The sequence below is a fragment of the Phycicoccus avicenniae genome (genome assembly GCF_018139485.1).
Taxonomy (GTDB): Bacteria; Actinomycetota; Actinomycetes; order Actinomycetales; family Dermatophilaceae; genus Phycicoccus; species Phycicoccus avicenniae.
On sequence record NZ_JAGSNF010000017.1, the window covers coordinates 141794 to 163333 of the forward strand.

Sequence of the window (21540 nt, forward strand, 5' to 3'; positions counted from 1 at the left end):
GCCCTTCATCGCGTGCTACGGCGCAGTACGCGTCGCGGTCGCGACGCGTACTGCGCGGTAGCACGCAGTTCGGGCTCGCTGATTTGACAACGGTTCTCATTGCGGATGAGAATCCTTCCCATGAAGCGACGCCTCCCCCTCCTCGTCCTGCCCACCATCCTGGCCCTCGGCGCCTGCGGTGGGGCCGCCTCCGGCGACGGGGCCGGCAGCGACGGCGACCCGGCCCTCGAGGTGAGCGCCGCGTTCTACCCGCTCCAGTGGGCCGCCGAGCAGGTCGGCGGCGACCTCGTCGCCGTCGAGCCGCTCACCAAGCCCGGCGCCGAGCCGCACGACCTCGAGCTCACCCCGCAGGACGTCGCCGGCATGGCCTCCTCCGACGTCGTCCTCTACCTCGCGGGCTTCCAGCCGGCCGTCGACGACGCGGTCGACACCGAGGCGGCCGATGCCGGGTACGACGTCTCCCCCGAGGCCGACCTCACCCTCGCCGCCACCGACGACGGTCACGACCACGGACACGATCACGAGGGCGAGACCGCCGAGGAGCACGCCGAGCACGCCGACGAGGACGGCCACGACCACGAGGGCGAGACCGCCGAGGAGCACGCCGAGCACGCCGACGAGGACGGCCACGACCACGCCGGGGCCGAGGGCGTCGACCCGCACTTCTGGCTCGACCCGGTCCGCCTCCAGGGCGTCGTCACCGCGATCGGCGAGCGCTTCGCCGAGGCGGACCCCGACCACGCGGAGGACTACCGCGCGAACGCCGAGGCGACCGTCGCCGAGCTGGCGACCCTCGACGAGGAGTTCGCCGACGGCCTCGCCCAGTGCCGCAGCGACGAGCTCGTCACCGGCCACGCGGCCTTCGCCTACCTCGCCGACCGGTACGGTCTGAGCCAGGAAGGCATCGCGGGACTCAGCCCCGACGCCGAGCCCGACGCGGCGACGCTGCGCGAGCTCGTCGAGCACGTGGAGGAGCACGACGTGAGCACGATCTACAGCGAGACCCTCGTCTCCCCGGCGCTCGCCGAGACGGTCGCCCGGGAGACCGGCACCGAGGTCGCCGTCCTCGACCCCGTCGAGGGCCTCACCGACGCCTCCGCCGGGTCGGACTACCTCGAGGTGATGCGCAGCAACCTCGCCGTGCTGCAGGACGGACAGCAGTGCACCTGAGCCCCGACGTCCCCCTCATCGACCTGCGGTCGGCCGCCTTCGGGTACGCCGACCGCACGGTCGTGTCCGGGGTCGACCTCACCGTCGACGCCGGCGAGGTCGTCGCCCTCCTCGGCCCGAACGGCTCCGGCAAGTCGACCCTCGTAAGGGGCCTGCTCGGGCTCGCCGAGCAGCACGGCGGAGAGGCCCTCCTCCTCGGCACCCCCCGCGACCGCTTCACCGAGCACACCCGCATCGGCTACGTCCCCCAGCGCCACTCCCTCTCGGCCTCGGTGCGTGCCACCGTCGAGGAGATCGTCGCCGTCGGGCGCCTTCCGCACCGCCCGTGGTGGCGCCCCGCCGGCCGGGTGGACCGCGAGCGGGTCGCCGCAGCCATCGAGGCCGTCCAGCTCGCGGACCGCGCCGGCGAGGAGGTGGCCTCCCTCTCCGGGGGCCAGCAGCGCCGCGTGCTCATCGCCCGCGCGCTCGCCGGCAGCCCGGACCTGCTCGTCATGGACGAGCCGACCGCCGGGGTCGACCACGCGAGCCAGCACGCCCTCGCCGAGGTGCTCCGCCGCCTCGCGGCCGACGGCACGTCGATGCTCGTCGTCACCCACGAGCTCGACGCCCTCCACGACGTCGTGACCCGGATCGTGTGCATGGACGCCGGGCACCTCGACTTCGACGGGACCCCCGCGCAGTACCGGGCGCACCTCGCCGACCACTCCCTCGGCTCCGGGCACCACCACGACGACGAGCACCCGCCGCCCCCCGCCCGGGTCCTCGGCGGCGGCCCGCTCGACCCCGCTGCGGGAGGTCGCCCGTGACCGAGATGCTCGAGCTGTCCTTCATGCGACAGGCGCTGCTCGCGGCCCTCCTCGCGGGGGTCGCCGCGCCGCTCGTCGGGACCTTCCTCGTCCAGCGGCGGATGTCCCTCATCGGCGACGGGATGGGCCACGTCGCCCTCGCGGGCGTCGCCGTCGGCATCCTCACCGGCAGCGAGCCCGTCCTCACGGCCCTCGTCGCCGCCGTGGCCGCCGGGGTCGCCATCGAGCTGATCCGGGCCAGCGGCCGCACGAGCGGGGACGTCGCGCTCGCCGTGATGTTCTACGGCGGCATCGCCCTCGGCGTCGTGCTCATCGCCCGGTCGACGGCGTCCAGCCCGGCGAACCTCACCGCCTACCTCTTCGGGGCGATCCTCACGACGAGCGCCGGCGACCTCGCCCTGCTCGCGGGGCTCGCGGCCGTCGTCCTCGTGACGACCGCGGTGCTGCGTGCGCGCTTCTTCGCGGTGGCCAACGACGAGGAGTACGCCCGCGCCGCGGGGATGCCCGTCATGGCCTACAACCTCGTGCTCGCGGTGCTCACCGCCGTCACGGTCGTCGTCTCGATGCGGGTCGTCGGGCTGCTGCTCATCAGCGCGCTCATGATCGTCCCGAACGCGACGGCCCAGCTCCTCGGCCGCAGCTTCGCGGCGAGCGTGCGGTGGGCCGTCGTCCTCGGCGTCGTCGCGAGCGTCGGCGGGGTCGTCGTGTCGTACTACGCCGAGACCCCGTCGGGCGGCACGATCGTCCTCGTGGCGATCGCCGTCTTCCTCCTCGTCAGCGTCGTCACGACGTCCCTGGCGCGGGCCCGACGGGCCGCCCACGCCCGCGCCGAGCGGCACGACCACGAGCACGGACCCACGTGCGAGCACCCGGCCGTCCCGCACGGCGACCACGTCGACTACCTGCACGACGGCCACCGCCACGCGGCGCATGAGGGCCACTACGACGAGCACGGCGAGCACGAGACGAGCGAGGCGAGACCCCGATGACCGAGCAGACCCGCACCGACCGCCGTCCGACCCGGCAGCGCGCCGCCATCGCCGACGCGCTCGCCCGGTCCCCCGAGTTCCGCTCGGCGCAGGAGATCCACGCCGACCTCGCGGGCGACGGCACGCGCGTCGGCCTCGCGACGGTGTACCGCAACCTCCAGGCGATGTCGGCCGACGGTGAGGTCGACGTCATCCGCACGGCCGACGGCGAGGCCGTCTACCGCTCGTGCGCGACCGACGACCACCACCACCACGTCGTCTGCCGGGGCTGCGGGCTCGCCGTCGAGGTGACCGGCGACGCCGTGGAGCGCTGGGCCGAGGCCGTCGCCGCCGAGCACGGGTTCACCCACGTGCGGCACACCGTCGAGGTCGACGGCCTGTGCGCGCAGTGCTCGGCGGGTTCGGTCTGAGCCCTCACGCGCCGGCCGTCGGGGCGTCGACGGCCCCGCCGTACCGCCGCTCGCGCTCGACGTAGGACGTGACCGCCGCCCACAGGTCGCGGCGGTCGTAGTCCGGCCACAGCCGGTCCTGGAAGACCATCTCGGCGTAGGCGCTCTGCCACAGCAGGAAGTTGCTCGTCCGCTGCTCCCCGGACGAGCGGACGAAGAGGTCGACGTCCGGCATGTCGGGCTCCGGCAGGTAGCGCGCGACGGTGCGGTCGTCCACGCCGGACGCCTTGAGCCGGCCGGCGGCGACGTCCTCGGCGATGCGGCGGGCGGCGTCGCCGATCTCGGCGCGGCCCCCGTAGTTGACGCAGAAGTACAGGGTGAGCGCGGTGTTGTCCCGGGTCATCTCCTGAGCGGTCTCGAGCTCGGAGATCACCGAGCGCCACAGCCGCGGCCGGCGGCCGACCCACCGCATCCGTACGCCCCACGCGTTCAGCTGGTCGCGACGACGGCGGATGACGTCGCGGTTGAAGCCCATGAGGAAGCGCACCTCGTCGGGGCTGCGCTTCCAGTTCTCGGTGCTGAAGGCGTAGGCCGACAGGTGCGTCAGCCCCACCTCGAGGGCCCCGGCGACGACGTCGAGCAGGGCGGCCTCCCCGGCCTCGTGCCCCTTCGTGCGCGCCAGCCCTCGCTGGTTGGCCCAGCGCCCGTTGCCGTCCATGACGACGGCGACGTGGCCGGGCAACCGGTCGGCGGGCAGCTGCGGCGGGCGGGCGCCGCTGGGGTGCGCGAACGGGGCCTGGTACCGGGGGTGGTCGCTCACCGCTCCACCATACGGAGGCTGCGGATCCCCCGTTCCAGATGCCACTGGGTGAAGGCCGCGGTGAGCCCGCTGCCCTCGCGGCGGTGCTGCTCGCGGGAGTCGTCGGCGAGCGCCCAGTCGCCCGCCAGCAGGGCCGCGAGCAGGCGCAGGGTGTCCGGTGCAGGGGCGCTGGACCCGGGCGGGCGGCAGGCCGGACAGACGGTCCCGCCGCTCGCCACGTGGAAGGCCCGGTGCGGGCCGGTCGCGCCGCAGCGGGCGCAGTCGGCGAAGCTCGGCGCGTAGCCCGCGATGGCGAGCGCCCGCAGGAGGTAGGCGTCGAGGACCAGCCCGGCGTCGTGCTCCCGGTGGGCGAGCGAGCGCAGCGCCCCGGCGAGCAGCAGGTACTGCTGCAGCGCCGGCTCCTTCTCCTCGGTGAGCCGGTCGCACGTCTCCAGGACGGCCGTCGAGGCGGTCCACGCCCGGTAGTCGCGGGCGATGGCGTCGCCCCACGGCTCGACCGTCTCGACCTGGGTCACGGTGTCGAGGCTGCGCCCCTCGTAGCACTGGAGGTCGATCCGCATCCCGGGCTCGAGCCGGGACCCGAACCGCGACTTCGTCCGGCGCACGCCCTTCCCGACGACCCGGAGCTTGCCGAGCCGTCGCGCGAGGACGGTGACGATGCGGTCGGCCTCCCCCAGCTTGTGGGTGCGCAGGACGATCGCCTCGTCGCGGTAGAGAGGCACGAGGCCATTGTCCGCCCCGGCACCGACATCGGTGGGAGGCGGTCAGCGCGGGTCGAGCGCGTGCGCGGTCCAGAGGTGGACGACGGCGAGCGAGCGGAACGGCCGCCACGCCTGCGCCGCCTCCGCGGCCTCCCGCGCCGACACCCCACCCAGGGCCCGCCGCAGGACGAGGTCGCCGGGCAGGAAGACGTCGGGGTCGCGCAGGCACCGGGTGGCGACGAGGTCCGCGGTCCACGGACCGACGCCCGGGAGGGCGAGGAGCGCCGCCCGGCGACGGGCCCGGTCCAGGGGGTCGGCTGCGGGCGACAGGTCCAGGCCGTCCCGGACCCCAACCGCGAGGGCGACGAGGGTGCGGGCACGGGCGGAGGTGACCCCGACGGCCTCTCGGAGGGCCTCGGGGTCCGCCCCGGCGAGGGCCTCGGCCCTCACGGGGGTGCTCGCGGCGAGACGCCCGGCGAACACCCGTCCGGCCGCCAGCGAGACGTGCTGCCCGAGGACGACGTTCACGGCCGCCTCGAAGGGGTCCGGGGCGCCGGGGACCCGGACGTGCGGACGCGTCCGCACGAGGGGGCCCAGCACCGGGTCCGCGGCGAGCGCACTCACCGCCGGCGCGGGGTCGAGGTCGAGGCCGAGCCACCGACGTCCTGCTGCGAGCGCCTCCGCTTCCCCCGGACCCTCTGCCGTGACCCGCACCGACCCGGTCGCGGGCAGCGCGAGCGTCAGGCGTGTGGGGCCCTCAGCGGTGGGGACCACACGACGGTGCACGATGCCGTCGCCCGCCTCGACGACCTCGTCGACGCCGGGCACGGCGTGCGCCCGCAGCCACGCGCGCACGAACGGGACGTCGAGCGGCTCCTCGACGACGACGGCCCCCGCCCCGCTCAGGTGAGGACCGCCTCGTCCCGCATCGGGTGGACGTCGACGGGGCGGCGGGCGAGGTGGATGCCCGCGACCATGCAGCGCACCGACCCGCCGGCCAGCTCGATGGTCGGCACCTCGAGCGGCAGGATCCGGCAGGTCCGCTCGATGACCTCGCGCTGGGCGTCGGTGAGGCTCGCGGCGGCCCGGGACGACAGGGCGAGGACGAGCCCGTCCGGCGTCTTGAGCTCGATGGCGTTGCCCGCGAACTCGTAGACCTGGTGGTCGGAGAGCTCGACGACCTCGCGCCCGGGCTCGGCGAGGGTGTCGCGCACCTCGTCCCGGCGCCTCTCGTCACGGATGAGACCGAGGCCGGCGAGGGCGAACCCCGTGGCGATGCACATGAGGACGTTCGTGTGGTAGATCGGCGTGCCGTCCTCGCCGGTCGCGTCGAAGACCATCGGCTCGTAGCCGAACTGGCTGCAGAAGCGCTCGAGGACGATGGGGTTGGCCCGGTTCGAGCGCGCGGTGAGGGCGACGCGGGTCATGTGGTCGAGCACCATCGCGCCGGTGCCCTCGAGGTAGGCGCCGTCGTGCTCCAGGCCGGAGTAGTCGACGACGTCCATGACCCGGTACTGGCTCTTGAGCATCTCGACGATGTCGGCCCGGCGCTCGGTGCGGCGGCTCGGCGCGTACATCGGGTAGACGGCGACTCGCCCCCCGGCGTGGGTGGAGAACCAGTTGTTGGGGAAGACGCTGTCGTTGCGGGAGGCGTCCTCGTCGTCGAAGAGGTGCACGGTCACGCCCGCGCTCGCGAGCGTCTCGGCGGCCCGCGTCACCTCGCGGAAGGCCGCGCCCGCGATCTCCTCGTCCCGTCCGGGACCGACCTCCGTCTGGAACGTATTGTCGGCGGCGGTCTCCGGGTTCGGCGTGAAGTGACGCGGACGGATCATGATGACGGCCGAGGGGGCCTGGACGCTCACGGGCGCTCCTTCCTGGACGGGGCCGGACCAGCGTAGGACCGCCCCGCCGGTCCCCGAAATCCGCGCCCGCCCGCGGGCCCCGGCTCAGCCGATGTCGTCGGCGGCGAGGTCGGCCGTCCCGGCCTCGACCGCGTCGAGCACGGCGCGGGCGACGACGTCCGGCTCGAGCCCCTGCGGCAGCCGCGGCGCCTCGCCGGCGAGGGCCCGGTCGACGAGCCCGGTCTCGGTGTGCGGCGGCCGGACGTCGAGGACGTCGACCCCGGCCCGTCGCAGCTCCTTGACCAGGCCCCGGTCCGCCGCCGTGAGGGCGGCCTTCGACGCGGAGTAGCCGACCATGCCCGCCATCGGCTGGTCGGCGACGACCGCGCTGACGTTGACGAGGAAGCCGGAGCTCTCGGTGAGGGCGGGCACGACCCGCCGGGCGAGGAAGAGCGGCCCGACGACGTTCGTGAGGAAGAGCTCCTCGAGGACCGCGTCGTCGGTGTCGGCGAGGGTCCCGAACGCGACGACCCCGGCGGCGTTGACGACGCCGTCGAGGCGGCCGTGCACGCGGTTCGCCGTCTCGACGAGACGGTCCCCGAGGGTGGCGTCGGCGAGGTCCCCGACGACGACCTCGGCCTCGTCGAGGACGTCCTGCAGGCGCTGCTCGTCCCGTCCGACGAGGACGACGCGCGCACCGCGCTCCGCCGCCCCCTTCGCGATCCGTGAGCCGAGGGCCCCGGACGCCCCGACGACCGCGACGACTGCTCCGTCCAGCTGGTGTGCACTCATCGGGCGACGCTCCCACGCCGCGCCTCGGCACGACACCCCTGGTCACCGGCCCGCGGGCACGCTGTCGAAGCCTGGACACGTGTTCGATTCACGCGTAACCTTCTCGTCATGACGGTCCTCCAGGGCTCGCTCCTCGACCTCGCCGACGGGATCGAGGTCCGTCCGCTCGGCGACACCGTGCGCCGGCGGATGCTCTCCGACGGGGCCTGGGTCGACGAGCGCACCGCGTGGGTCGGCGGCGCGGACGACCTCTACGCGGCGCTGCGCCGGGACGTCCCCTGGTACGCCGAGCGGCGGCAGATGTACGACAACATCGTCGACACCCCGCGCCTGCTCTCCTTCTACGCCGAGGGCGACCGGCTCCCCCATCTCGCGCTCGCGGAGTGCCGCGACGCCCTGAGCACCCACTACGCCGACGAGCTCGGCGAGCCGTTCGTCACGGCCGGCCTCTGCCTCTACCGGGACGGCCAGGACTCCGTCGCCTGGCACGGCGACCGCATCGGCCGCAGCCGCGACGAGGACACGATGGTCGCCATCCTGTCCGTCGGAGCACCACGCGACCTCCTGCTCCGCCCCCGGGACGGCGGGTCGTCCGTGCGGGTACCGGCCGGGCACGGCGACCTCGTCGTCATGGGCGGGTCCTGCCAGCGGACGTGGGACCACTGCGTCCCGAAGACGACACGGCCGGTCGGTCCCCGGATCAGCGTCCAGTTCCGCGTGCGCGGCGTCCGCTGACGCGGCCTCCGAGGGGCCCGGTCGGGCCGTCAGACCGAGGCCCAGCCGTGGGCCCCCTCGGCGGTGACCGAGCGCGAGGCCACCGTGACCGCCTCGGCGAGCAGTCCCGGGAGGTCGCCGGTGCCGTGCCGGGCGACGCCCGCGAGCAGCGCGCCGTGCAGGACGTCACCGGCGCCGAGGGTGTCGACGACGTCGACGACGGGCACGGGGACCTCGCCCCGTGCGCCGGAGGCGGTCCGCCAGCGCACCGGACCCGCCCCGTCGGACGCGGCGACGAACGTCGGGCCGGCGCCGAGCAGCCCGGCGAGCCCCGCGTCGTCCGGCAGCCGGAAGGCCGCGGAGACGACGGCGACGTCGACGACGGGGAGCAGGTCCTCCAGGCCCGGCTTCCACGACCCACCGTCGAGGAGGACCGGGACCCCGGCCGCGCGGGCCGCCCGGGCGAGCGGGACGGCCGCCTCGAGGAGATGGCCGTCGACGAGGAGCGCGCCGACCCCGTCGAGCAGCGCCGCGAGCCGCCCGGAGTGGATCCCGTCGACGACCGGGGCGACCGGCGGGCGGCCGGACACGACCGCCCGCTCCCCCGTCGACCGCGTGACGACCGCCGTCGCGACAGCGGGCTCGTACGCCGGCCCGACGAGGTCCTCGACGGCGACTCCGGCCGCGCCGAGGTCACGGAGGACGACCGACGAGAGCGGGCCCTGTCCGACCGCACCGACGAACGTCGTGCGGACCCCGAGGAGGGCGCTCGTGACCGCCGCGTTGCACGCGGGCCCGCCGGCGGCCGTCGTCGTCGAGAGCGCCCGGACCTTCTCGTCCGGTCCCGGCACGGCGTCGACGACCTGGACGACGTCCACCGTCGCCAGACCGCACGCGAGCGCCGTGCCGGGCACCGTGGCGTGACCGGGTCAGTCCGGCAGGGTTCCGCGCTCGGCGCGGTTCACCGCCGAGAGGATGGCCCGCAGAGACGCCTTGACGATCGACTCGTGGAGCCCGACGCCCCAGAGGACGCGGTCGCCGACCGCGCACTCGACGTAGGCCGCGGCCATCGCGTCGCCACCGGCGGACAGCGCGTGCTCGTGGTAGTCGAGGACCCGGACGTCGACGTCGAGGGACGCGAGGGCGTCGGTGAACGCGTCGATCGGGCCGTTGCCCCGGCCCTCGATCGTCGTCTCCGCGCCGTCGACGGTGACGACCGCCTCGATCCGGTCGGCCCCCTCGTCGGCCCCGGTGATCGTCGAGCGGACGGGGACGAAGCGCGCCCACCGGCGGTCGCTGTCGTCGGTGTGCAGGTACTCGTCGGCGAACATGTCCCAGATCTGGCGCCCGCTCAGCTCTCCGCCCTCGGAGTCGGTGCGGACCTGGACGACCTGGCTGAACTCCACCTGGAGGCGGCGCGGCAGGTCGAGGCCGTGCTCGGTCTTGAGCAGGTAGGACACCCCGCCCTTGCCGGACTGGCTGTTGACCCGGACGACCGCCTCGTAGGAGCGGCCGATGTCGTGCGGGTCGATCGGCAGGTACGGCACGCCCCAGTCGAGGTCGTCGATGCCGGTCCCCCGCTCCTTCGCCCGCTTCTCCATGTCGTCGAAACCCTTCTTGATGGCGTCCTGGTGGGAGCCGGAGAAGGCCGTGTAGACGAGGTCACCGCCCCACGGGTGCCGCTCGTGGACGGGCAGCTGGTTGCAGTACTCGACGGTGCGCCGGATCTCGGCCATGTCGGAGAAGTCGACCTGCGGGTCGATGCCCTGGCTGAAGAGGTTCATCCCGAGGGTGACGAGGCAGACGTTGCCGGTCCGCTCGCCGTTGCCGAAGAGGCACCCCTCGATCCGGTCGGCCCCGGCGAGGTAGCCGAGCTCCGCGGCGGCGACGCCCTCGCCCCGGTCGTTGTGCGGGTGCAGGCTGACGACGACCGACTCGCGGCGGTCGAGGTGCCGGATCATCCACTCGATGGAGTCGGCGTACACGTTGGGCGTCGCCATCTCGACCGTCGCCGGCAGGTTGACGATCATCTTGTGGTCCGGCGTCGGGTCGATGACGTCGATGACCTCGTTGCAGATGCGGACCGCGAACTCCAGCTCGGTCCCGGTGTAGGACTCCGGCGAGTACTCGTAGTAGACGTCGGTCTCGGGGACGGTCTCCTCGAGCTTGCGGCACAGCCGGGCGGCCTGGAGGGCGATGTCGACGATGCCGTCCTGGCTCATCCCGAACACCACCCGGCGCTGCAGCACGGAGGTCGAGTTGTAGAAGTGGACGATCGCCTGCTTGCTGCCGCGGATGGCGTCGAAGGTGCGCTCGATGAGGTGGTCGCGGCTCTGGGTGAGCACCTGGATCGTCACGTCGTCCGGGATGTGCCCGCCCTCGACGAGCTCCCGGCAGAAGTCGAAGTCGGTCTGGCTCGCGCTGGGGAAGCCGACCTCGATCTCCTTGTAGCCCATCCGCACGAGGAGCTGGAACATCCGCAGCTTGCGCTCGGCGTCCATCGGGTCGATGAGCGCCTGGTTGCCGTCGCGCAGGTCGACCGCGCACCAGCGCGGCGCCTTCGTCATGACCTGGTCCGGCCACGTGCGGTCGGGGAGCTCGACGCGGATCTGGTCCTGGAAGGGGACGTACTTGCCGGTCGGCATCCCGGAGGACTGCTGGGGGTGGATCATCTGCTCTCTACTGCCTTCGTCTCGTCTGCGGGTCGGCCTGGTGCAGCACGGACTCCGCGACGAGGGGCGACCGGTTCAGGCCCCGCCGCGGCGGCGAAGGAGGAGGCGCGAGGAACGCACGGGACGAGCATGCCACGCCGGGCACCGGCCGCCAACCCGTGGCCACGGACCGGTCACCGTCGCACGCGGACGGACAGGCACGTCACGCAGCCCTCGAGCCGCTCCAGCTCCGAGATGTCGACGGCGGTCACCCGGTACCCACGGTCCCGGAACCGGTCGGCGGTCGCGGGTGCGCTCGCCGCCATGAGGAGGTGGTCCCCGTCGAGGACGACGACGTGCGCGCCGCCCTCCTCGGGCACCTCCTCGTAGCGGGCGAACACCGACGGGTCGTCGACGACCGGCCCCCACCCGACGACCGTGCCGTCCGGGAGCGCGGTGCAGGCCGACTTCAGGTGCAGGGCGCGGGTGACGGGGACCCCTCGTACCGGGACGCCGTACGGCTCGAGGAGCTCACGGAGCCGGGCGACCCCGGCCGCGTCGGTCCGTCCCCCGACCCCCACGTAGGCGACCCCGCCGGTGCGCAGGACGTCGCCGCCGTCGAGGGTCGCCGGGCCCGCCACGTGCTCGACCCGCATCCCGAGACCGCGGACGACGTCCTCGACGCCCGTCGTCTCGGGACGGCGCTCCGGTGCGCCGGGTCGGGTGACGATCGCGAGGTCCTCGTGCACGACGAGGACGTCCTCGACGAACACGGCGTCCGGGCAGTCGTCGGCCGGTGGCGCCTCGACGATCTCCCAGCCCGCGGTCCCGAGGGCCGCGACGTACCCCTCCCACTGCCGCCGCGCACGTCCGACGTCGACGGCGCTGCGCTCGATGTGGGTCACGAGTCCCTCGGCGAGCCGAGGGCCGGGCGGACGCACGATCGCGGTCGGTGGGGTCATCCCCGGTGTCTACCAGGCCGGCCGGGACCGAGCGGTCGCGGTCCGGACAGCGGTGTGCCCGCCGACCGAGAGGGCCGGCGGGCACACCGTGCGGTGAGCGAGGCGCTCACCCGTGCGACGACGTCAGTTCGTCACCTGGACGACGGTCTGACCGTAGGTCTCGCCGTCCGTCGTGTGGTCGACGACGCCGAACGAGACGCCCGAGGGCGCGTCGCTCCACGAGGCCGTCACGTCGACGACGTCACCCGTGGAGACCTCGGCCGACTCCGGGTCGACGGTGAGGTCGCCCTCGCCGCGGACGACGAGCCAGGTGTCGACGCTGAAGTCGAGCGAGTCCTCGACGACCTGCCACCCGTGGACGTACAGGGTGTAGTCCCCGGCCGGCGGCTGGCTGATCTCGATGAGCTCGTTCGTGCCACCCGCCGTGCTCTCCGCGACGACCTCGTCGCCGCTGCAGAGGAACAGGTCGATGTCGTCCTCGGACGCGAGCGTGAAGGCCATCCGCGCGTACGCGGTGTCCTCGGCGACGGTCACCGGCACGGCGGTGACGCCGGGCTGGTCGGCCGTGCAGCCGCCGAAGGTCTGGTCGGGGTCCTGCTCGACGGTGCCCGTGAGCGGGGTGTTCTCGGCCAGGCCGCCGGGGACCGGCGTGTAGAGGCCGGAGAAGCCGACCTGGACCGGGATCTCGACCGAGCCGGAGCCACCGGAACCGGTGACCGTGCTCGGCGCCGAGAACGGCGTCGGGTAGGCCGCGACGTTGCTGCGGACCGAGACGCCCTTGCCCTTCCACGTGATGGCCCCGAACTGGAACTCGCTGTTGACCGGCGCGCTCTCGTTGGTGATCGTCACCTCGAAGGACTTGCTCTCACCCTTCTTGAGCTTGAGCGTGCTCGGCGACACGGTGATGTCCATGCCCTCGGGGTTGTCGACCCGGGCCCGGAAGGTCGCGTTCTTGCCGGTCACGTTGGTCACCGTGCGGGTGACCGTCTGCGAGCCGGCGAGCGCCGAGACGCCGATCGTCGGGTAGTTGAGGTCCTCGATCGTCGTGGCGATGCCGTCGTCCTCGAGGCCGGCGCAGTAGGCGTCCGGGTTGGCGAGGATGTCACCGCGCGCGTCCGAACCGCAGACGAAGCCGAGGAAGTCGAAGATCCCCGAGTCGTACACGAGGCCGGGGTTGACGACCTTGTCGAGCGCCGAGACGTGGCCCGAGCCGAAGTCGAACGGGTCCGCCGGGGTGCTGCGGTCGTTGTCCCGGACGTCCTGGTAGGCGGAGGTCATGACGGCCGACTTCACGGCCGCGGGCGACCAGTCGGGGTGCGCCTGGTCCATGAGGAGGAAGTACCCCGCCATGACCGGGCTCGACATCGAGGTGCCGGCGATCGCCTGGAACAGCTGCCCGGGCTCGTAGTCGTCACCGACGATGGCCGGGGACGCCGCCGCGAGGACCTGCACACCCGGGGCGGTGATGTCCGGCTTGATGATCGACTCCGCGGACGGGTTCGGGCCGCGCGAGGAGAAGCTCGCCATCGACGGCGCCGGGGTGAAGGAGTCGATCTCCGCGGTGTCGGTGATCGTCGCCTTGGCGTTGCGGATGTTCGCGTACGCCGCGACGAGGTCGCCCTCGGACTTGTCGACCATGACGGTCGGCACGCGGAAGTTGTCCGTGAAGTAGTTGTCGTCGTCGGTGACGTTCGACAGGACCATCGCCTTGCCGCCCGCGTCCATGACGTTGAGGCTCTTCTCGGACCGACCGGAGACGCCGCGCCAGCACAGGACCATGGCGCCCTCGGCACCCTGCTCGAACTGCGCCCACGCGTCGGCGCCGACGGCCGCCTCGTTGAGGCAGAACTCGTTGCCGAGGTTGCGGGCGTCGACGAGCGGGAGGTTCTTCTCGCTCGGCAGGGTCACCGAGGAGCCCTTGACGGTGCGCCCGTTGCCGAGCTTGATCGAGCCGGAGTAGAAGCGCGGCTGCGTGCTCGCACCCACGGTGGTCACCCACGGCAGGTCGGCCGGGCCACCGATCGTCGCCTCGCCCGGGCCGGAGTTGCCGGCCGAGGTCGCGACGTGGACGCCCGCGTCGTTGGCGAAGAGGAACGCGATGGCGTCCGCGCTCGCGAGGCCGGGGCCACCACCGACGGAGTAGTTGATGGCGTCGACGCCGTCGGCGACGGCCTGGTCGATGGCCGCCGCGAGGTCGGAGCTGAAGCCACCGAGCGAGCCGAGCGCCTTGTAGGCGACGATCTGCGCGCGCGGGGCGATGCCCGAGGTGCGGTCGATGATCCGGTCCTCGTCGTAGATCCACGCGGGGACGTTGGCGTTGCCCGCCGCGGTGCCGGCCGTGTGGCTGCCGTGCCCGTCGTCGTCACGGGCGGAGTCGAACTCGCCCGGGAGGACGCCGACGACCGAGCGGTAGGTGTCGAGCATCTGGCGGGCGCCGACGAGCTTGTTGTTGCACTCCCAGTCGGCGTCGCCCTCGGAGCCACCGAAGTCGCACGAGGAGCGGGTCTCGTCGTCGAGCGCGACCGGCTCGTAGCTGCCGTCGTCGGCGAAGCTCGGGTGCTCGGGCCAGATGCCGGTGTCGATGACACCGAGGAGGGTGCCGCGCCCGTCGAGGCTGTTGCGGGTGGACTTGTCGTTCTTGCCCTTCGTGCCGTACTTCCCGCCCTGGAGGCCGAGGAAGGAACGGAGGGACTCGCCGGCGCGGTCCCGGATCTGGTCGTCACCGGCGACGGACTTCGTCGGGAGAGACTGCTTCTGGCGCAGCTCGTCGGGGAAGACCGCCATGACCTCGGGGTCGCCGGCGAGCTTCTCGGCCTTCTCGTGCGAGACGACGACGGAGAACCCGTTGACCGCGTTGGTGTAGCTGTTCTTCCGGCTGGCGTTGGAGATGCCGGCCTTCTTGAGCGCCTTGCCCTGCTCCGCCTTGAGCTTGTTGCGCTCGGTGTTGGCGGACCGGGACCGCAGCTGCTGGGGCTGGAAGCGCTCGCTCAGCGGGTCGCTCTTCATGACGACGACGTAGCTTCCGTACTTGCTCTTCTCGACCTTGGCACCGGTGGGTGCCGTCTCGGCCGGTGCGCTCTCGGCCGGCGCGGCGCCGACGGCTGCGGCCGGTGTCGCCACCAGCGCGAGCGTCGCCACTGCGGCGGCAGCGATCGTCCCTCTTCTCACGAAATCCTCCACGGGGTGATTTTCTTCGGCGTCCGGTGCCTGTCCTGCACACGAACGGCGCCCTGACTCTAAGCGCGCCCCAGGAGTTGCGGTAGGTCTGGATTTCACCCGAACGGTGTGTTACGCGTGAGGTCCGTGGGCCGGCATTCCCTGCGACGTGCGGCCCAGTCTGCGCCCGGTCACGCCGATCCGCATCCGGAGGAGGAGCCCGCTCTCCGGAGGTCAGCCCCGCAGGCCCTCGACGGTCCGCACGTACTCGGTGCGGGCGTCCTCGGCGGACATCCCCCGGACCGAGGACCGGGCGTCGTGCTTGGCTCGCGCGACCATGGCGAGCGCACCCGGCCGGTCGCCCGTGACATCGCCCTCGGTGGCCTGCTTGTACAGCGCGTACAGCCGCAGCTTCGTGAGGTTCCCCGGGTCCTCGGTCAGCGCGGAGACGCCGTCGACGGCGGCACGGAACTCGTCCTCGGAGGCGGCCATGGCGCCACTGTAGGCCGTTCGTGTCTCAGCCGCGGCGCTCCAGCTCCTCGGCGATCTGGACCGCGTTGAGCGCCGCGCCCTTGCGGAGGTTGTCACCGACGACGAAGAGCACGAGGCCGCGGCCCTCCGGCGCCGCCTGGTCGGCGCGCACACGCCCGACGAACACCTCGTCGCGCCCGGTCGCCTGCAGCGGGTTCGGGACGTTCGTGACGACGACGCCGGGGGCGCAGGTGAGGCGCTCGACGGCGTCGGCGGGGTCGATCTCCCGGTCGAACTCGGCGTGGATCGCGAGGCTGTGGCCGGTGAACACCGGCACGCGCACGCACGTCCCGGACACCCGCAGGTCGGGGATGTGGAGGATCTTGCGCGACTCGTTGCGCAGCTTCTGCTCCTCGTCGGTCTCGAGGCTGCCGTCGTCGACGAGGGACCCCGCGAGCGGGACGACGTTGAAGCCGACCGGGACCGCGTACACGGTCGGGTCCGGCAGCGTGAGCGCCGACCCGTCCAGCGCCAGGTCCTTGGGGTCGCCGGCGGCGTAGCCCGCGCGCAGCTGGTCGTCGAGCTCGGTGAGCCCCTTGCCACCCGAGCCGGAGACGGCCTGGTAGCTGCTCACGTGGAGCCGGACGAGACCGGCGGCCTCGTGCAGCGGCGCGAGCACCGGCATCGCGGCCATGGTCGTGCAGTTGGGGTTGGCGACGATGCCGAGCGGCACGTCGTCGAGGTCCCCGGGGTTCACCTCGGCGACGACGAGCGGGACCTGCGGGTCCCTCCGCCAGGCGCTGGAGTTGTCGACCACGGTGGCGCCGGCCTCCGCCACCCGCGGCGCCCACTCCGTCGAGGTCGACCCACCGGCGGAGAAGAGCGCGATGTCGAGGCCGGAGAAGTCGGCCGTCGCCGTGTCCTCGACGACGATCTCGCGGTCACCCCACGGGAGCGTGCTGCCCGCCGACCGGGCGGACGCGAAGTACCGCATCTCCTCGACCGGGAAGGACCGCTCGCGCAGCAGACCGCGCATGACGTTGCCCACCTGACCGGTGGCACCGAAGACTCCGACTCGCATGCCGGGAAGTCTAGGGAAGACGCCGCGCGCGCCGGGACCCGATCACGATGCGAGCCGCGGCCGCCGGCGGGCCGGGGTGGCGGGGGGGGGGGGGGGCCCCCCCCCCCCGGCCCCCCCCCCCCCCCCCACGCCTGCTCTCCGCCCCGGAGGCCTGCGTGCGGCGGCCGCCCGTCCCCCCGGGTGACCGCCGCGTCAATACTGTGCGGGAGGAGATGTCCGAACTCCAGGGCCATTGCGGGAACTCGCAAACGCATACTGGGTCCGGGCGCGGTGGAGAGGTCGCCGGGCGGTTCGACGAGGAACGGAGGGTGGGTGTGGACCCCGACGAGCTGCTCGCGCTGCGCACGACGAGCGCCTTCTCGGACCACGTCGCCGAGCTCGTCCTCGGTGGCGACCCGCGGGTCCGGCTCGTCGGGGACCACGCGGAGGCGCACCTGCGGATCCGCGAGCGGGCCGCGTCGGTCCGCTCGAGCGTCTGGAACATGCTGGCCGGGGGCAGCACCAGGGGACTGCGTGAGGCCCGGCGCACCGAGCAGCTGCACCCGGTCCCCGACAGCCGCGACGTCTTCAGCCGGGCGGCGCTGCCCCGGATGCCCCTCGCGTCCAGCCTGTACCCGCACGGCCGGGTCGGGCCGGTCGGCATGCCCCTGCTGCTGACCGACGCGGACCACGTCTTCCTCCCGGGCCCGCCCGGCTCACCCCACCACTGGACGGTGTGGGAGAGCAGTGACGCCGACCTCGTCCGGCGGGCCGAGCACGTCTTCCTGCGCACCTGGGAGGTCTCTCGCCCCGTGGCCGAGGTGGACCGGCGCGCCCCCCTCGTCGGCCGGACGCTGGAGGTCGCGCTGCTCCTCGCCGACGGACCGAGCGACCAGGAGATCAGTGCCGATCTCGGCGTCGGCGTCCGGACCGTGAGCGCCGAGGTCGGGACGGTCGTGCGGTGGTTGGACGCGCGGAGCCGGACCCACGCCGTCGCCCTGCTCGCGGGCGGTCGGTGAGCGGGCGGCGGTGACCGTCCGTCCCCCTCGCTACGCTGGGGTCGTCCCGAGGACGCGGCCTGAGGAGGGGGAGGCACCATGTCCGAGCGAGCACCGGGTCCTCGCACCGGCGCGGCGGGTCCGCTCACCGGTGGGCTCCGATGAGCACGCCGCCACGGGAGCAGGTGGCCTTCTTCCGATGGGCCCACGACCTCGTCCTCGAGGGGGACGAGCGCCTCCGGCCGCTCGGTGAGGTCGAGGACGCGATGGCCCGGGGCCTCGACGAGGTCGCCCGGGCGGTACGGCACACGGTGTGGCACATGACGGCGATCCCGTCGTGGGCCGAGGCCCGCGCCGCGCGGGCCCTCGAGCACGCGGCCCGGCGGCCGGGCGTCGACGGCCGCTACGTCACCGCCGACCAGGCCCTCTCCCGGCTGCCGATGCTGTCGAGCCACCACCTCGGGATGCGCGTCGCGCCGGTCGTCGCCCCCCTGCTGGTCCTGGACCGGACCCGGGTGTTCGTCGGGGCGCCGCGGGGCTACGCGCTCGAGGGCACGGTGTGGACGAGCACCGTGCCGCACGTCGTCGCGGCGGCCGCGGCGTGCTTCGAGGGGGTCTGGGACGGCGCGGTCCCGGCGGCGCACGACGACCCGCCCTTCACCCAGCGGATGGTCGACATCGGGTTCCTGCTCACCGAGGGCGCCACGGACCGCGAGATCGCCCGCGACCTGGGCGTCTCCGAACGGACCATCTCGAACGAGGTCGCCGAGATCGTCCGGCGCCTCGGGGCCCGGGGGCGCGCGCACGCCATCGCCTGCATCACCGGCAACGCCTTCTGACGGCGGTCTCAGAAGCCGAGGCGCTGAAGTTGCTTGGGGTCGCGCTGCCAGTCCTTGGCCACCTTGACGTGCAGGTCGAGGTGGACCCGCCCGCCGAGGAGCCGCTCGATGCCCTCGCGGGCCGTCGTCCCCACCTCCCGCAGGCGCGAGCCCCCGCGACCGATGACGATCGCCTTCTGGCTGTCCCGCTCGACGAAGACGTGGACCCGGACGTCGAGGAGCGGGTCGTCCTCGGGCCGACCCTCACGGGGGACGATCTCCTCGACGACGACGGCGAGGCTGTGCGGCAGCTCGTCCCGCACGCCCTCGAGCGCCGCCTCGCGGACGAGCTCGGCGATCATCCGCGCCTCGGGCTCGTCGGTCAGCTCGCCGTCGGGGTAGAGGGGGCCGGGCGAGGACGGCAGGTATCCGGCGAGCACGTCCGCGAGCTCCTCGACCTGGTCGCCGCGGACGGCCGAGCACGGCACGATGGCAGCCCAGTCCCCCAGCTGGTCGACCGCGATGAGGTGCTCCGCCAGCCGCTGACGGTCGACCGTGTCGGACTTCGTGGCGATGGCGACGACGGGGGTGCGCCGGGCCTGCGCGAGCTCGGCGAGCTCGCGGGCGATGAACTGGTCCCCGGGGCCGATCCGCTGGTCGGCCGGCAGGCAGAACCCGACGACGTCGACCTCGAGCAGCGTCTCTCGGACGAGGTCGTTGAGCCGCTCGCCGAGGAGGGTCCGCGGGCGGTGCAGCCCGGGGGTGTCGACGAGGACGAGCTGGCTGTGCTCGCGGGTGACGATGCCACGGATCGTGTGCCGGGTCGTCTGCGGCTTCGTCGAGGTGATCGCGACCTTCTGGCCGACGAGCGCGTTCGTCAGGGTCGACTTGCCGGCGTTCGGGCGCCCGACGAAGCAGGTGAAGCCCGCGACGTAGCCCCCCTCCGGCGGCGTCCCGCCCGACCCCTCGCCGGCTCCCGGTGTACTGCTCATCCGACCCGCTCCTGCGTCTCGTCCTCCACGAAGGCGGCGGGGACCCGCTCGACGACGACGGTCGCCACCCGGTTCCGCCGCCCGGACATCCGCTCGGCGGTGAGCCGCAGCCCAGCGACCTCGCACGTCGAGCCGACGATCGGCACCATCCCCGTCGTCTTGCCGATGAGCCCGCCCACGGTGTCCACCTCGTCCTCGTCGAGGTCCACCTCGAACATCTCGGCGAGGTCGTCGACGTGCATCGTCGCCGCGACCCGGGTGCGGCCGTCCGGCAGGGTCTCGACCTCGGGCCCCTCGCGGTCGTACTCGTCGGTGATCTCGCCGACGATCTCCTCGAGGATGTCCTCGATCGTCACGAGCCCGGCCGTGCCGCCGTACTCGTCGACGACGACGGCGAGGTGCGCCTGGTCCAGCTGCATCTCGCGCAGCAGCGCGTCGACCGGCTTGCTGTCCGGGACGAAGCGGACGGGGCGCATGACGTGGGTCACCGGGAGCGACGAGGACTGCGGGTCGGCGGTGACGATCCGCACGACGTCCTTGAGGTAGAGCAGCCCGACGACGTCGTCGACGTCGTCGCCGAGCACCGGGATCCTGGAGAAGCCGGAGCGGATGAACAGCGTCATCGCCTGGCGGCACACCCGGTCGGCGTCGATCGCGACCATGTCCGTGCGCGGCACCATGACCTCGCGGGTGTAGGTGTCCCCGAGCTCGAAGACGGAGTGGATCATCGCGCGCTCGTCGGCCTCGATGAGGAGGTTCTCGCGGGCCACGTCGACCAGGCCGCGCAGCTCGGACTCGCTCTCGAACGGCCCGTCCCGGTAGCCCTTGCCCGGCGTCACGGCGTTCGTCAGGGCGATGAGGAGCCGGGCGAACGGCCCGAGGAGACGCCGCAGCCACACGGCGACCGGGGCGGCGAGGAGCGCGACGCGTGCGCTGTGCTGCCGCCCCAGCGTCCCGGGCGAGACCCCGACGACGGCGAACGAGACCAGCGCCATGATCCCGATCGCGACGAGGAAGGTCGCGGTCGTGCCCGTGACGGCGTCGACGACGGCGAGGGTGACCATGACGGCCGCCGTGGACTCCGCGATGACCCGGACGAAGGAGAGCACGGACAGGTAGGACGCGGTGTCGGCGACGACCCGCACGAGGGCCCGGGCACCCGGACGGCCCTCGTCGACGAGCTCGTCGGCCCGGACGCGGGACATCCGACCCACCGCGGACTCGGCCATCGACGCGAGGAACGCCAGGACGGTGGCGACGACCGCCGCGACGACGAAGTGGAGCATGGGGTCTCAGACGCCCGGTCGGCCGCGCGTGGCGAGGAAGGTGAGCAGGAGCTGGCGCTGCAGCTCGAACATCTCCTTCTCCTCGTCCGGCTCGGCGTGGTCGAAGCCGAGCAGGTGGAGGATGCCGTGCGTCGTGAGCAGCAGCAGCTCCTCCTCGGTCGCGTGCCCGGCCGTGCGCGCCTGGGACTCGGCGACCGACGGGCACAGGACGATGTCGCCGAGGACGCCCTCGTCGGGCGGCACGCCGTCGCGACCGGGTCGCAGCTCGTCCATTGGGAAGCTCATGACGTCCGTCGGCCCGGGCAGGTCCATCCACTGCACGTGGAGGGTCTCCATCGCCGGTTCGTCGACGAGCCGCAGGCACAGCTCGGCCTGCGGGTGGACCTTCATCTCGCCCATGACGTACCGGGCACACGCGACGAGCTCGGTCTCGTCGAGGGAGAACTCGGTCTCGTTGAGGACCTCGATGCTCACGACCGGTCCTGCCCGGCGCTGCGCGGCCGGGTGGCGCGGGGGCCACGACGCTGCTGCGTGGCGTCCCAGCGGCCGTACGCGTCGACGATGTCGCCGACGAGGCGGTGGCGGACGACGTCGACGGCGGAGAGCTCGGCGAAGTGGACGTCCTCGATGTCGCCGAGGATGTCGCGCACGATCCGCAGACCGCTCTCGTTGCCGCCCGGAAGGTCGACCTGCGTGACGTCGCCCGTGACGACCATCTTCGAACCGAACCCGAGCCGGGTGAGGAACATCTTCATCTGCTCGGGGGTCGTGTTCTGCGCCTCGTCGAGGATGACGAAAGCACCGTTGAGCGTGTTGTGCGTGACGATGTGGTCGTCCGTCACGTACAGGGAGTCCGCCGCCGCGACCTGGATGCACATGGTCTCGGCTTCGCCGGCGGGCTCGATCGACTCGACGTACCGGGTC

21 protein-coding genes and 1 pseudogene are annotated in these 21540 nt (G+C 73.3%); 7 read left to right on the forward strand and 15 right to left on the reverse strand.

The window, feature by feature from the left end:
- Positions 1–120 precede the first annotated feature (120 nt).
- The 4 genes from KC207_RS12460 to KC207_RS12475 are packed head-to-tail and all read left to right on the forward strand — an operon-like array spanning position 121 to position 3375.
- Positions 121–1170: a metal ABC transporter substrate-binding protein gene (locus tag KC207_RS12460; protein ID WP_211603455.1), complete on the forward strand. Its 1050-nt coding sequence runs from the start codon at positions 121–123 to the stop codon at positions 1168–1170.
- The gene (locus tag KC207_RS12465) at positions 1167–1976 is read left to right on the forward strand and encodes a metal ABC transporter ATP-binding protein (protein WP_211603524.1); all 810 of its coding nucleotides are present in this window, start codon (positions 1167–1169) and stop codon (positions 1974–1976) included. The genes KC207_RS12460 and KC207_RS12465 overlap by 4 nt, the downstream gene beginning before the upstream one ends.
- Entirely contained in the window at positions 1973–2965 is a 993-nt protein-coding gene (locus KC207_RS12470; protein WP_211603457.1) for a metal ABC transporter permease, read from the forward strand. Before KC207_RS12465 ends, KC207_RS12470 begins: the two co-directional genes overlap by 4 nt.
- Entirely contained in the window at positions 2962–3375 is a 414-nt protein-coding gene (locus KC207_RS12475; protein WP_211603460.1) for a Fur family transcriptional regulator, read from the forward strand. The genes KC207_RS12470 and KC207_RS12475 overlap by 4 nt, the downstream gene beginning before the upstream one ends.
- Positions 3376–3379: 4 nt before the next feature.
- Here KC207_RS12475 and KC207_RS12480 read toward each other — a convergent pair whose 3' ends face one another.
- The 5 genes from KC207_RS12480 to KC207_RS12500 form a co-directional block, all read right to left on the reverse strand.
- Positions 3380–4174 carry an isoprenyl transferase gene (locus KC207_RS12480; RefSeq protein WP_211603462.1) on the reverse strand — a complete coding sequence of 265 codons (795 nt, stop codon included), beginning with the start codon at positions 4172–4174 and terminating at the stop codon, positions 3380–3382.
- Positions 4171–4896 carry a DNA repair protein RecO gene (gene recO / locus KC207_RS12485; protein ID WP_211603464.1) on the reverse strand — a complete coding sequence of 242 codons (726 nt, stop codon included), beginning with the start codon at positions 4894–4896 and terminating at the stop codon, positions 4171–4173. The genes KC207_RS12480 and recO overlap by 4 nt, the downstream gene beginning before the upstream one ends.
- Before the next feature lie 42 nt (positions 4897–4938).
- Positions 4939–5781 carry a DNA-3-methyladenine glycosylase family protein gene (locus tag KC207_RS12490; RefSeq protein WP_211603526.1) on the reverse strand — a complete coding sequence of 281 codons (843 nt, stop codon included), beginning with the start codon at positions 5779–5781 and terminating at the stop codon, positions 4939–4941.
- Positions 5778–6737 (reverse strand): citrulline utilization hydrolase CtlX, encoded by a 960-nt coding sequence (gene ctlX, locus KC207_RS12495; protein ID WP_211603465.1) that lies wholly within the window; start codon positions 6735–6737, stop codon positions 5778–5780. Before ctlX ends, KC207_RS12490 begins: the two co-directional genes overlap by 4 nt.
- Before the next feature lie 84 nt (positions 6738–6821).
- Positions 6822–7508, reverse strand: a complete 687-nt coding sequence (locus tag KC207_RS12500; RefSeq protein ID WP_211603467.1) for an SDR family NAD(P)-dependent oxidoreductase — start codon at positions 7506–7508, stop codon at positions 6822–6824.
- 108 nt (positions 7509–7616) lie between these two features.
- Here KC207_RS12500 and KC207_RS12505 point away from each other — a divergent pair, with 108 nt between their 5' ends.
- Positions 7617–8243 carry an alpha-ketoglutarate-dependent dioxygenase AlkB gene (locus KC207_RS12505; RefSeq protein WP_211603469.1) on the forward strand — a complete coding sequence of 209 codons (627 nt, stop codon included), beginning with the start codon at positions 7617–7619 and terminating at the stop codon, positions 8241–8243.
- A gap of 29 nt (positions 8244–8272) precedes the next feature.
- On the opposite strand, the gene KC207_RS12510 is transcribed toward KC207_RS12505, so the two are convergent.
- The 6 genes from KC207_RS12510 to KC207_RS12535 all read right to left on the reverse strand — a co-directional run bounded on the left by KC207_RS12510 (position 8273) and on the right by KC207_RS12535 (position 16543).
- On the reverse strand, positions 8273–9136 hold the full coding sequence (locus KC207_RS12510; protein WP_211603471.1) for a PfkB family carbohydrate kinase: 864 nt from the start codon (positions 9134–9136) through the stop codon (positions 8273–8275).
- A gap of 15 nt (positions 9137–9151) precedes the next feature.
- Positions 9152–10894, reverse strand: coding sequence for a 2-isopropylmalate synthase (gene leuA, locus KC207_RS12515; RefSeq protein WP_211603473.1), 1743 nt, complete (start codon positions 10892–10894; stop codon positions 9152–9154).
- Positions 10895–11067: 173 nt separating this feature from the next.
- A complete protein-coding gene (ddaH, locus tag KC207_RS12520) occupies positions 11068–11835 on the reverse strand; it encodes a dimethylargininase (protein WP_211603475.1) in 768 nt (255 codons plus the stop codon).
- 123 nt (positions 11836–11958) lie between these two features.
- Positions 11959–14955: a S8 family serine peptidase gene (locus tag KC207_RS12525; protein WP_211603477.1), complete on the reverse strand. Its 2997-nt coding sequence runs from the start codon at positions 14953–14955 to the stop codon at positions 11959–11961.
- A gap of 270 nt (positions 14956–15225) precedes the next feature.
- The gene (locus KC207_RS12530; protein ID WP_211603479.1) at positions 15226–15483 is read right to left on the reverse strand and encodes an acyl-CoA-binding protein; all 258 of its coding nucleotides are present in this window, start codon (positions 15481–15483) and stop codon (positions 15226–15228) included.
- A 25-nt stretch (positions 15484–15508) separates the two neighbouring features.
- Positions 15509–16543 carry an aspartate-semialdehyde dehydrogenase gene (locus KC207_RS12535; protein ID WP_211603481.1) on the reverse strand — a complete coding sequence of 345 codons (1035 nt, stop codon included), beginning with the start codon at positions 16541–16543 and terminating at the stop codon, positions 15509–15511.
- 308 nt (positions 16544–16851) lie between these two features.
- On the opposite strand from KC207_RS12535, the gene KC207_RS12540 reads away from it, so the two are divergent.
- Entirely contained in the window at positions 16852–17541 is a 690-nt protein-coding gene (locus tag KC207_RS12540; RefSeq protein WP_211603483.1) for a helix-turn-helix transcriptional regulator, read from the forward strand.
- 140 nt (positions 17542–17681) lie between these two features.
- Positions 17682–18359 (forward strand): helix-turn-helix transcriptional regulator, encoded by a 678-nt coding sequence (locus KC207_RS12545; RefSeq protein WP_211603485.1) that lies wholly within the window; start codon positions 17682–17684, stop codon positions 18357–18359.
- Between the two features lie 8 nt (positions 18360–18367).
- Here KC207_RS12545 and era read toward each other — a convergent pair whose 3' ends face one another.
- From era to KC207_RS12565, 4 genes and pseudogenes are all read right to left on the reverse strand, one after another.
- Positions 18368–19330, reverse strand: a complete 963-nt coding sequence (era, locus tag KC207_RS12550) for a GTPase Era (RefSeq protein WP_211603487.1) — start codon at positions 19328–19330, stop codon at positions 18368–18370.
- Entirely contained in the window at positions 19327–20616 is a 1290-nt protein-coding gene (locus KC207_RS12555; RefSeq protein WP_211603489.1) for a hemolysin family protein, read from the reverse strand. The genes era and KC207_RS12555 overlap by 4 nt, the downstream gene beginning before the upstream one ends.
- A gap of 6 nt (positions 20617–20622) precedes the next feature.
- A complete protein-coding gene (ybeY, locus tag KC207_RS12560; RefSeq protein WP_211603491.1) occupies positions 20623–21090 on the reverse strand; it encodes an rRNA maturation RNase YbeY in 468 nt (155 codons plus the stop codon).
- Positions 21087–21428, reverse strand: a pseudogene (locus tag KC207_RS12565) (PhoH family protein); the annotation flags it as partial. The gene ybeY and the pseudogene KC207_RS12565, both read right to left, overlap by 4 nt.
- Between the last annotated feature and the right edge of the window lie 112 nt (positions 21429–21540).

Coding starts and splice junctions, on each gene's coding strand:
- KC207_RS12460 (WP_211603455.1), top strand. CDS start 121: ATGAAGCGACGCCTCCCCCTCCTCGTCCTGCCCACCATCCTGGCCCTC.
- KC207_RS12475 (WP_211603460.1), top strand. CDS start 2,962: ATGACCGAGCAGACCCGCACCGACCGCCGTCCGACCCGGCAGCGCGCC.
- KC207_RS12500 (WP_211603467.1), bottom strand. CDS start 7,508: ATGAGTGCACACCAGCTGGACGGAGCAGTCGTCGCGGTCGTCGGGGCG.
- KC207_RS12505 (WP_211603469.1), top strand. CDS start 7,617: ATGACGGTCCTCCAGGGCTCGCTCCTCGACCTCGCCGACGGGATCGAG.
- leuA (WP_211603473.1), bottom strand. CDS start 10,894: ATGATCCACCCCCAGCAGTCCTCCGGGATGCCGACCGGCAAGTACGTC.
- ddaH (WP_211603475.1), bottom strand. CDS start 11,835: ATGACCCCACCGACCGCGATCGTGCGTCCGCCCGGCCCTCGGCTCGCC.
- KC207_RS12530 (WP_211603479.1), bottom strand. CDS start 15,483: ATGGCCGCCTCCGAGGACGAGTTCCGTGCCGCCGTCGACGGCGTCTCC.
- KC207_RS12535 (WP_211603481.1), bottom strand. CDS start 16,543: ATGCGAGTCGGAGTCTTCGGTGCCACCGGTCAGGTGGGCAACGTCATG.
- KC207_RS12545 (WP_211603485.1), top strand. CDS start 17,682: ATGAGCACGCCGCCACGGGAGCAGGTGGCCTTCTTCCGATGGGCCCAC.
- era (WP_211603487.1), bottom strand. CDS start 19,330: ATGAGCAGTACACCGGGAGCCGGCGAGGGGTCGGGCGGGACGCCGCCG.
- KC207_RS12555 (WP_211603489.1), bottom strand. CDS start 20,616: ATGCTCCACTTCGTCGTCGCGGCGGTCGTCGCCACCGTCCTGGCGTTC.